This window comes from Aquimarina discodermiae, from assembly GCF_040786235.1.
Lineage (GTDB): Bacteria > Bacteroidota > Bacteroidia > Flavobacteriales > Flavobacteriaceae > Aquimarina.
The window spans coordinates 195,248-205,791 of record NZ_JBFMKP010000006.1 but is presented as its reverse complement, the minus strand read 5'-3'; the positions used below and the strand labels follow the sequence as shown (position 1 = coordinate 205,791).

At 34.3% G+C, this 10,544-nt stretch carries 10 protein-coding genes; 6 read left to right on the top strand and 4 right to left on the bottom strand.

Annotation, left to right across the window (positions count from 1 at the left end):
* Together ABW636_RS05615 and ABW636_RS05610 are read right to left on the bottom strand one after the other, a co-directional pair.
* Positions 1-848, bottom strand: an 848-nt coding sequence (locus ABW636_RS05615; RefSeq protein ID WP_445012678.1) for a phage tail-like protein, incomplete at its 3' end; no start/stop codon positions are given.
* Positions 849-1,043: 195 nt separating this feature from the next.
* Positions 1,044-1,796: a DUF3298 and DUF4163 domain-containing protein gene (locus tag ABW636_RS05610; RefSeq protein ID WP_367588976.1), complete on the bottom strand. Its 753-nt coding sequence runs from the start codon at positions 1,794-1,796 to the stop codon at positions 1,044-1,046.
* Positions 1,797-2,020: 224 nt separating this feature from the next.
* Between ABW636_RS05610 and ABW636_RS05605 the strand changes: the two genes are divergently transcribed.
* The 6 genes from ABW636_RS05605 (at position 2,021) to ABW636_RS05580 (ending at position 9,317) form a co-directional block, all read left to right on the top strand.
* Positions 2,021-3,160 (top strand): cystathionine gamma-synthase, encoded by a 1,140-nt coding sequence (locus ABW636_RS05605; protein ID WP_367588975.1) that lies wholly within the window; start codon positions 2,021-2,023, stop codon positions 3,158-3,160.
* A 103-nt stretch (positions 3,161-3,263) separates the two neighbouring features.
* Complete coding sequence (gdhA, locus tag ABW636_RS05600) at positions 3,264-4,607, top strand: NADP-specific glutamate dehydrogenase (RefSeq protein ID WP_367588974.1); 1,344 nt, start codon at positions 3,264-3,266, stop codon at positions 4,605-4,607.
* A gap of 138 nt (positions 4,608-4,745) precedes the next feature.
* On the top strand, positions 4,746-5,273 hold the full coding sequence (locus tag ABW636_RS05595) for a DUF4136 domain-containing protein (protein ID WP_367588973.1): 528 nt from the start codon (positions 4,746-4,748) through the stop codon (positions 5,271-5,273).
* 199 nt (positions 5,274-5,472) lie between these two features.
* Positions 5,473-6,192, top strand: a complete 720-nt coding sequence (recO, locus tag ABW636_RS05590) for a DNA repair protein RecO (RefSeq protein ID WP_367588972.1) — start codon at positions 5,473-5,475, stop codon at positions 6,190-6,192.
* 24 nt (positions 6,193-6,216) lie between these two features.
* Positions 6,217-8,601, top strand: coding sequence for a TonB-dependent receptor (locus tag ABW636_RS05585; protein ID WP_367588971.1), 2,385 nt, complete (start codon positions 6,217-6,219; stop codon positions 8,599-8,601).
* A gap of 56 nt (positions 8,602-8,657) precedes the next feature.
* A complete protein-coding gene (locus tag ABW636_RS05580; protein ID WP_367588970.1) occupies positions 8,658-9,317 on the top strand; it encodes an HAD family hydrolase in 660 nt (219 codons plus the stop codon).
* Here the strand turns inward: ABW636_RS05580 and ABW636_RS05575 are convergent.
* Together ABW636_RS05575 and ABW636_RS05570 are read right to left on the bottom strand one after the other, a co-directional pair.
* A complete protein-coding gene (locus tag ABW636_RS05575) occupies positions 9,307-9,795 on the bottom strand; it encodes a nuclear transport factor 2 family protein (RefSeq protein ID WP_445012679.1) in 489 nt (162 codons plus the stop codon). The two genes, ABW636_RS05580 and ABW636_RS05575, sit on opposite strands and share 11 nt — an antisense overlap.
* Before the next feature lie 5 nt (positions 9,796-9,800).
* Positions 9,801-10,334, bottom strand: coding sequence for a hypothetical protein (locus tag ABW636_RS05570; RefSeq protein WP_367588968.1), 534 nt, complete (start codon positions 10,332-10,334; stop codon positions 9,801-9,803).
* Positions 10,335-10,544: the final 210 nt, after the last annotated feature.

Below are 10,544 nucleotides of genomic sequence, written 5' to 3'. Positions count from 1 at the left end.
GCAAAAGTAGTATCCAAATCAACACCTTTATCACCCCCAGCATCTGTCACATTTAGGGTAGTACCGTCAAGCGCAACAGCCGTGTTTAATTCATTAGTCGCATCTTTATCCAGATCTGCTGCGTCTGAAGCCGTAAGTTGTGCATTGGTAGCAAAGGTAGTGTCCAGATCGACTCCTTTATCACCCCCAGCATCTGTCACATTTAGGGTAGTACCGTCAAGAGCAACAGCCGTGTTTAATTCATTAGTAGCATCTTTATCAAGATCAGCTGCATCTGAAGCCGTAAGCTGTGCATTGGTAGCAAAAGTAGTATCCAAATCAACACCTTTATCACCCCCAGCATCGGTAACATTTAGGGTAGTTCCATCAAGATCAACAGCCGTATTTAATTCATTAGTAGCATCTTTATCGGCATCATTTAGATCAATGGTAATAGGATTTCCGTCTCCGTTATTAAAGGTAAATGTATCATTTCCATTATCCGTAAAGGTGGATTTTTGTATCTGAGTAGTTAAACCTGCTTCATTAGTAAAACTATACGTTCCGTCATTATTATCTATTAAAATAGTTATAGTTTCATCTGGATTACAAAGACTGGCCCAGGTATTCAATCTAAATTGAAAAAGACAATTGGTGTCCGTATTGTATACTAGGGCACCATTTAATGGAGTGATTTCATTCATCTCTATAGTAGAAATGCGTGTAACAACAAAAACTTTGTCTTTACTTTCTAACTCTAGTAAGGAGGCCTTATCTAAAACAAAAGGATTATCTCCAGCTTTTACTTGAGAAAATGAAATGTAACCACAGAAAAGAGTCAGCAGAACAAAAGAAATTATTCTTTTCATATATAAATTTTATTTTTTAACTATTTGGGGTAAATAGTTTTAAAAAAAATCAATACACTGACAATGGTATCTTAAATTTAGTTAAAAAAACATAGATCTTAGCTGTTTTGATATATGAAAATCGATAAAATTATAAAAAAACAGGATAAAGTACATTTTTTGGTTAACGATTTTGTTAGCTACGCATATAAAAGCCTATAAAATATCAAAAGCAAAATAAGAAGCTACGTCTTGCTTATTAAGCTTTAATTCGATCGATCCTTCAGCATAAGAACTGATTTCATATGGGTTATAAAGCAGAATGACTTCGGTATCTGTTAATCCAATATTCTCGGGCAGACTAAAAGTATCATTTTCAAAAAAGAAACCTGTGCTATTAATGGGGGAATCATCAAGAATTTTATGTTGTACCCTAAATGCCTTTTCGGCATGATTTAGAAAACCATTATAGTCTTTAAACAAGGCTTTGTTAGAAAGTCTTTTTCCATTTATAGCATCCATGTTAATATAGGAAACACCTCCATATCCATGTGCACCACCCGTATAAACATAAGAGTCTATAGCGATAGAGATTAAACTTTTACATTGAAAACCAAGTTTACAATCTATAGTCGCTTCATAAGGAGTGGTCTCGTCAGGAAACTGTTTACTAATATTCTGATAAGAGGTGTTAAACTGTCGAATAGCATCTTTGACGGTAGTTAATGCACCATTTTCATCAATATTCAATATAGAACACGCAGCCTGCTCTATTTGTGTATTAATTGCATTAGTAATCGTATGGTTATCGATTACTTTTATCAAATTAATTTCGACAGAAGCACAGTCCTCGGTTTTACAACCTACAATAGAATCTATTGTGAACTTTTGCTCTTCAAAAGTAAAAAGCTCTTTTTTATGACAACCATATACAGCAAGTAAAATGCCTATAAAAAAAATAAATCTCAACTGTGTGTTAGTTTTTATGTTAATCATCTACTAAAAGGTATTCTTCGGAATATGATAAGAACGAATTTAGTCATACATTTGTTGCGATTTTGGCAGAAAATGAACAAGTTAAGTTTTTCCTGTTAAAAATCAACAAATTGTTGGAATGAAGATGAAAAATTAACGAATACATCTTTGTTAAAAATGCAATTGTGACTGTTCTGGGGATTTAAAAAATAAAGAGAATGAAGTTTAATACAAAAGCAATACATGGCGGACAAAAGCACGACCCTGCTTATGGAGCAGTAATGCCACCTATATACCAAACATCAACCTATGCACAAACCACTCCTGGGGGTCATAAAGGTTTCGAATATAGTAGAACTCATAACCCAACAAGAAAAGCATTAGAAGATTCTTTTGCAAGTATAGAAAACGGAAAGTATGGATTGGCTTTTGGATCTGGATTGGCAGCGATCGATGCAGTTATCAAATTACTAAAACCTGGTGATGAGGTTATTTCTACTAATGATTTATATGGGGGTACCTATCGCTTGTTTACCAAAATATTCGAGGATTTTGGAATTAAGTTTCATTTTATAGGATTAGAAAATACAGACAATTTAGAGCAATATATCAATGCAAATACTAAGTTAATTTGGGTAGAGACACCCACTAACCCAATGATGAATATCATCGATATTAAGGCGGTTGCCAAGGTGTCCAAAAGGCACAATATTTTACTGGCTGTAGATAATACGTTTGCAACACCATACTTACAAGTTCCACTAGACCTTGGTGCAGATATAGTTATGCATAGTGCTACCAAATATTTAGGAGGTCATAGTGATGTAGTGATGGGGGCTTTGATTGTAAAAGATGATCAATTGGCAGAAAAGCTGTATTTTATTCAAAATGCAAGCGGTGCGGTTTGTGGTCCTCAAGACAGTTTTTTGGTACTTAGAGGTATAAAAACATTGCATATAAGAATGCAAAGACATTGTGAGAATGGAGAGGTAATTGCAAAATACCTAAAAAACCATCCAAAAATAGAAAAAGTATATTGGCCAGGTTTTGAAGATCACCCTAATCATGATATTGCCAAGGATCAAATGAATAGTTTTGGTGGGATGATCTCTTTTGTAACCAAAGGCAGTGATTATGATAGCGCTATTAAAATTATAGAAAACTTAAGGGTCTTTACCTTGGCAGAATCACTTGGCGGTGTAGAAAGCCTGGCTGGTCACCCTGCAAGTATGACACACGCATCTATTCCCAAAGAAGAACGTGAAAAAACTGGAGTAGTCGATTCTTTAATAAGATTAAGTGTAGGGATAGAAGATGTTGAAGACCTGATCCAAGACCTAGAACAAGCAATAGGATAAGTAAATTATTAAATTCAAAAAAATAAACGTGTTTTTTTAGGAATATCATATATTTGGCCTAAAATTTCAACTTTTAGATTAGATCTATTAATTCAATCAACATATGCAAGCACAGATAGATGCATTCATGGAAGAAGTAAGAGCTCGTAATGCGCATGAGCCCGAATTCTTACAGGCGGTACAAGAAGTTGCCGAAACGGTTATCCCGTACATCGCTACAAATGAAATTTATAAAGGTAAGAACATTCTATTAAGAATGGTAGAGCCCGAAAGAGCGATTATGTTTCGTGTACCATGGGTAGATGATAAAGGAGAAATTCATGTAAATAGAGGATATCGTATCCAAATGAATTCTGCAATAGGGCCTTATAAAGGAGGATTGCGTTTTCACCCTTCTGTAAATCTAAGTATTTTAAAATTCTTAGCTTTTGAGCAGGTTTTTAAAAATAGCTTAACAACACTACCTATGGGAGGTGGTAAAGGAGGATCTGATTTTGACCCAAAAGGAAAATCAGATGATGAAATTATGCGTTTTTGTCATAGTTTTATGAGTGAACTTTTTAGACATATTGGCCCAGATACCGATGTTCCTGCAGGAGATATTGGCGTGGGTGGTCGTGAGATTGGATTCTTGTTCGGAATGTATCGTAAAATGCGTAATGAGTTTACAGGAGTACTTACGGGAAAAGGCCTTACTTGGGGTGGATCCCTAATTCGTCCAGAAGCTACAGGATATGGTACCGTATATTTTGCTAAAAATATGCTGGAAACAAAAGGGGATTCTTTTGAAGGAAAAACAGTGGTGATTTCTGGTTCTGGTAATGTTGCACAATACGCAGCAGAAAAAACAACGCAATTAGGAGGAAAAGTGGTAACACTTTCTGATTCTTCTGGATATATATATGATAAGGATGGTATTGATGGAGAAAAACTTTCTTTTGTCATGGAACTTAAAAATGTGAGAAGAGGACGTATTCATGAATATGTAGAGAAGTATCCATCTGCAGAGTTTTTTAAAGGAAAAACTCCGTGGGAAGTAAAATGTGATATTGCATTGCCATGTGCAACCCAAAACGAATTAAATGGAGATGATGCCAAGCAATTAGTTAGTAATGGATGTATTTGTGTGAGCGAAGGAGCAAACATGCCAAGTACACCAGAAGCAATTGCTATATTCCACAAGGAAAAGATTTTCTTTGCACCAGGAAAAGCATCAAATGCAGGTGGGGTTGCTACCTCTGGATTAGAAATGACTCAGAACTCGTTACGTTATAACTGGACACGTGAAGAAGTTGATGATAAGTTAAAGCAAATCATGGAAGATATTCATGAGGCATGTACCCAATACGGGACCGAAGAAGATGGATATGTAGATTATGTAAAAGGAGCCAATATTGCAGGATTTGTAAAAGTTGCAGATGCAATGCTTGCACAAGGAGTGATATAAACTTTGTTTTATAAAACATAGTTAAGCCGTTTGAGGAAGACTCAAACGGTTTTTTTATTAAATAGCTATGTTTTTATTTTACTCAGAAAGTTCGTTAGTGTCAATTAGGTTGTGTACTTTTAAAACAAAACTTGCGCTATGAGGCATCTTATTCTATTGTTTGTGGCATTTATCCTGGTTTCTTGTGGGGGAGCATACGTTGTTCATGATTATGATGAAAACCAAGATTTTTTAGAATATAAAACCTATGCTTTTTACCCAGAAATGGTGTCGGGGCTTAGTGACTTGGATCAAAAGCGTCTATTGATGGTTACCGAAAATGAAATGAAGGCAAAAGGATTTATAAAATCAGAAACTCCTGATATATACATCAACTTTAAAACAAGTTCTTCAGAAAAAGCTTCTGCAAATACCATAGGAGTGGGTGTTGGTAGTGGCGGTGGTGGTATTAATATAGGGCTAGGAGGAGCTATCCCTGTAGGAGGCCCGCAGACAATTCTAGAGCTCACAATAGATTTTATTGACGTAAAAAAAGATGCACTTGTATGGCAGGCAATAACAGAAAGAAGATTTCATCCCAATGCTTCTCCAAATACACGAACTAATTTTTTTCAACAAATCATAAAAAAGTCGATGAATAAGTATCCTCCAAAAAATAAAAAGTAAATACGATCGATTATTTTTGAAATATAAGAATGATTAAACCACTTAAAAAAGTATTGTTTTGAGGTGAATTTTACCCCCATAGTTTTACCATATCACTTTTGTTATCAATAGAGTATCTGTTTTAATGTTGTTTTTAAAAGGTTAGATGATAAAAACGGTTTAGAAATAAGATTACTTTTTTAGTTATTTTCGCTTTAAGATGAATATAAATACATCAGCAATAGTTATCCATTCTTTACGTTATGGTGAGGCAGATCTCATTGTTTCTTTATATACCAGAGAAAGTGGCTTACGCTCCTATTTACTTAAAGGAATTGTAAAATCTAAAAGAGGAAAGTTAAGAATATCCTGTTTTCAACCACTAACTTTGTTAGAGATAGAAGCGGTACATAGAGATAAAGGATCGTTAGAAAGAATAAAAGATGCAAAAATAAAAACGGTATACACCTCTTTGCATTCTGATTTTGTAAAAAGCTCATTGGTTTTTTTTGTTTCAGAAATTCTTAAGAACTCGATCCAGGAAGAAGAAGCTAATGTAGCATTATTCGAATATATCGAAACTACTTTACTTTGGTTAGATACGCATGAGACCATGGGAAATTTTCATATTGTGTTTTTAACCAAACTCACGCAATATTTAGGGTTTTATCCTGATATTTCTCATTTAGAGTTAGATTATTTTAATCTGGAAGAAGGCGTTTTTCAATCAACGAGTACTAATATACACTGTATAAAAGGTGATCAAGTAGAACAATTTAAAAGATTTTTAGGCACAACATTTGAGACAAGTATGAGTATTAAACTATCAAAGAATCTACGAAGAGAATTACTAACTATGCTATTAGTATATTTTGAACTACATTTGCACGGTTTTAGAAAGCCAAAATCTCTTTCTGTTCTAAACGAAATTTTTAGTTAAGTAATGCGTTTATTTATATTTTTTTTGTTCGCTATATTTTTTGCATCAATAGGAAATGCTCAAAGGATAACGGTATATAGTACCTCAAATTATGAGCCCATTCCTAATGTAGCAATATATAATAAGGACAAATCCAAAACAACCATTACAGATTTTGATGGAGTAGCAGATATAACAGCGTTTTCAGATAGTGAATTACTCTATTTTAATTATATCTCTCATATAGAAGTAAGCATTTTGAAATCCAAAGTGCTTAAGTCTAAAGAAGTATATCTGAAACCAGATGAGAATCAACTTTCAGAGGTAGTGATTTCTGTTTCTAAATGGGAACAAGAACAAAGAGATGTTACCCAAAAAATAGTTAGCCTTTCTGCAAATCAAATTGCACTTTCGACTCCTCAAACTTCGGCAGATCTTTTACAAAGTAGTGGTCAAGTATTTATTCAAAAGAGCCAATTAGGAGGAGGAAGCCCTATTATTAGAGGATTTTCAACAAATAGGTTATTGCTTACTGTAGATGGAGTTCGTATGAATACAGCCATCTTTAGAGGCGGAAATGTGCAAAATGTAATATCTGTAGATCCTTTTACCATCGATAGAACCGAAGTAATTTTGGGCCCTGGATCGGTAGTATATGGTAGTGATGCTGTAGGGGGTGTGATGAATTTTTATACAAAGGAACCTAAGTTTTCTAAAAATGGTGGTCCAAGACTTTTGGGAGACGCCATGATACGATATGCAAGCGCCAGCGAAGAGAAAACGGGTCATCTAGATATCAATGTAGGATTAGATAAATGGGCATTTTTAACAAGTGTGAGCTATACCGATTTTGATGATTTGAAAATGGGATCTAATGGGCCAGATGAGTATTTACGAAACGAATATGTCGAAACAGGCGGGGCACAAGATGTGGTGGTTAAAAACCCAGATCCCGAAAAGCAAATTTTTACAGGATATAACCAAATCAATGTATTACAAAAAGTGCGATTTGCTCCTGACGATACATGGGATTTTAATGCAAGTTTGATTTATACAGAAACTTCAGACTACCCTCGTTATGATCGTTTAGTTAGACCAAGAGATGGCACATTAAGATCAGCAGAATGGTATTATGGCCCCCAACGTTGGTTTATGGGTAATCTTAATCTAACACATAAATCTAGAAGTAACCTGTATGATACGATGATGGTTACTGCTGCCTATCAGTATTTTCAGGAAAGCAGAAATGACCGTAATCTAAACAGTACCGATTTAGAAAGAACAGAAGAACAGGTAGATGCATATTCTATTAATTTTGATTTCAAGAAAAAGTTTAACAACAATACTGCGTTGTATTATGGGTTAGAATATGTACTTAATCAAGTAGCTTCTAATGGTCAAGTAACAAATATCCAAACGAGTGAAACTAACGATAGCCCTTCAAGATATCCAGATGGAGCAACCTGGCAATCGATTGCAGCTTATTCAAGCATCAAACATAAATTAAGCGAAAAATTAAGATTTCAGGGGGGACTGCGGTATAACCGAATTATAGTATACTCAGAATTTGATACTAGGTTTTTTGACTTTCCATTTACCGAAGGAAACTTAGATACAGAAGCCGTTACCGGAACAGCAGGATTAAGTTGGTTGCCTAATGAAATGATACAATGGAAATTGAATTTCTCTACAGCATTTAGAGCACCAAATATTGACGACGTAGGTAAGATTTTTGATTCAGAACCAGGATCAGTAGTGGTACCTAATCCAGACTTGAAATCAGAATATGCTTATAACGGAGAACTAGGGGTGAAGCTATCTTTTGATAAAAACCTTTCATTAGACCTATCTACGTACTATACGTATCTCAAAGATGCCTTGGTGAGAAGGGATTTTAATCTTAATGGAGAAACGGTCATAGAATTTGATGGAGAGCCAAGTAATGTGCAGGCAATACAGAATGCTGCCAATGCAAGAGTTCATGGTTTTGAAGCAGGGTTAGAATATCTTTTTGGCAAAAATTTTAAATTAATCTCTAAGTATACTTTTGTAGGGGGAGAAGAAGAATTGGATAATGGTACCGTAGCACCTTCGAGACATGTCTCACCACAATTCGGAACAACACAACTAACCTATACACTACCTAAATTAACAATTGATGCTTTTGCAACTTATAACGGAGAACTGGATTATAAAGACCTTTCTCCCTCAGAACAGAGCAAGGAATACTTATATGCATTAGATCAGAACGGGAACCCTTATTCACCATCATGGTATACCCTCAATCTAAGAACGCAATATCAATTTACAGAAAACATACAAGGTATTTTTTCTATAGAAAACATCACAAACCAGAGATATAGACCTTATTCTTCTGGAATTGCAGCTGCCGGAAGAAACTTTATCATGTCTTTTAAATATTCTCTCTAAAGAAATACTAGTATATGGTAAACCTGGACACTGGCAAAAATTCTAAAACAGACTCTTTGAAAAACAAATTATTTGTCTTTGATATAGACGGTACACTTACAGACAGTGTACCAATGTATCTTATTTCGGTCACTCGATCGTTAGAAGCATTAGGAATCAAAGATGTTGATACAGATTATAATAATTATAAACACCATACCGACAGTTATGCGTTACGATATAATTATGAACGCAACTTTAATACGTCTGCTCCAAAGCATTTGTTGGATGATTTTGAAAACGATCTGGTGCATCAGATGAGCACCTTTAATGCTGTAAGTGAAATAACAGGAGCAAAATCAGTAATTCAATTCTTTAAAGACAATGAAATTCCGTTTTGTTTTGCCACAGGCGCACTTCCAAAACCGGCAATAATAAAATTAAAGCAATGTGGTATTTGGTATGATGAACAATTATTATCTACTTCAAAAACACACGAATCAAGAGAAGGTTTTGTACTAAATGCTATCGAAAAGGCGAAGGTATTTTATAATAAAACTGAGTTTGATCAAATAATTTCTGTTGGAGATGGCTTGTGGGACCTTAAAACCGCACAAAACCTATCATTAGATTTTGTAGGAATAGGTGATAAGAACAAAACACACCTACTTAAACAGGGAGCCGAGTATTGTTTTTCTGATATGCTAGCATTCAAAAACCATTATACTATTTCTTAGTCTTTAGTGTTTGAATAAGTTGTGTGTCAAATACTTTTTTTAGCTCTGCAAGCTGGTTAACATTGTCATTTGGGACCGCGATAGACAGTACATAGTGTTTTATTTTCCACCCTTTGTTGGTTTTAGTAAGAACACCGCTTCCTCGACAAATACCCATCCAGGTATCCAATAACTCATCAAACCATGCAGTTTCTTTAGTCTCTGATAAAAAAATATTTCTTTCTAAAGTAGAGAAACTCCAAGCTTTTCCTTTGTCAAAATGAGGTTTAGCATATCCTTTGAATTCAGAAATTGTCCAGTTTTCTGTTGGATCTGTACCTATATAAATGGCGTCTTTGTGCATATGACCAAAGTAAGCGTCAAATTTGGCTTCGGCAGCTGCCTTATGCCATTGTTCCAGAACAGTATTTATTTGTTCTTTTTCCTGCGAAAAGCAGATACTACAAAGCAATAATAGACCGATAAAAGGTTTTTTAATAGCAATCATTCTTCTTTATTTTTAGGATCTCGCAATAGTTCTTTTTCAATATTTTCTGGAATAGCCAGTGATAATTCATTTAATTGAGTGATCAAACTATTAAATGCAATGATCAATCGGGTATTGGCTTCCATAATTTTTTTTGGATCAGGATGCTTTTTTTCTGCGAGTAATGATAAAAGTCCTTTCTCGGTAAGCAATATATTAGTGCGAGATTTGATGGTGTTTACAGCCAGGTCCTTAGGAGTATTTTGTTTAAATGTATGCATTAACAAGCTTAAACTATCTGTGTACTTATGTACATAATAAGGGTTTGCATTTTGCATAGTGGTTATAAGATTTCTTAAATTCTGAAAATCATCAAAATTCTCTAGATTTTTTTCTGCATCAGTAGAAAGTACTTTTAAAGCCACTTTTATCTTTTCTTTAGAAAGACTATCTAATTTAACAATAAGTCTTTCTGAAGCTATAGATTGTTTCTTATCATCTTTACAACTTAACGAAAGAAGTAAAATGCCTAACAAGAGAAATATTCTCATTTTGTTTTTTTTAGTAAGGACTCAAAAATAAGATATTTATGTCAATTAGAACGAGAATTAATTGAGGTAATACCTATACTTTTTTTAAAAACTAATGGTAAGTTTTGGATTGTTTTTGTTCTCTTTTGATTGACTCTCTTACTTGGTAAACCCTACACTTTGTGGTAGATTTCTTTCTTTATGGATGCTTTTAGTTTTTATTAAAAAAAC

What these genes read in the sequence shown, in the direction of transcription:
- ABW636_RS05605 (WP_367588975.1), top strand. Translation starts at nt 2,021, where the DNA reads ATGAAGTTTAATACAAAAGCAATACATGGCGGACAAAAGCACGACCCT.
- gdhA (WP_367588974.1), top strand. Translation starts at nt 3,264, where the DNA reads ATGCAAGCACAGATAGATGCATTCATGGAAGAAGTAAGAGCTCGTAAT.
- ABW636_RS05595 (WP_367588973.1), top strand. Translation starts at nt 4,746, where the DNA reads ATGAGGCATCTTATTCTATTGTTTGTGGCATTTATCCTGGTTTCTTGT.
- recO (WP_367588972.1), top strand. Translation starts at nt 5,473, where the DNA reads ATGAATATAAATACATCAGCAATAGTTATCCATTCTTTACGTTATGGT.
- ABW636_RS05570 (WP_367588968.1), bottom strand. Translation starts at nt 10,334, where the DNA reads ATGAGAATATTTCTCTTGTTAGGCATTTTACTTCTTTCGTTAAGTTGT.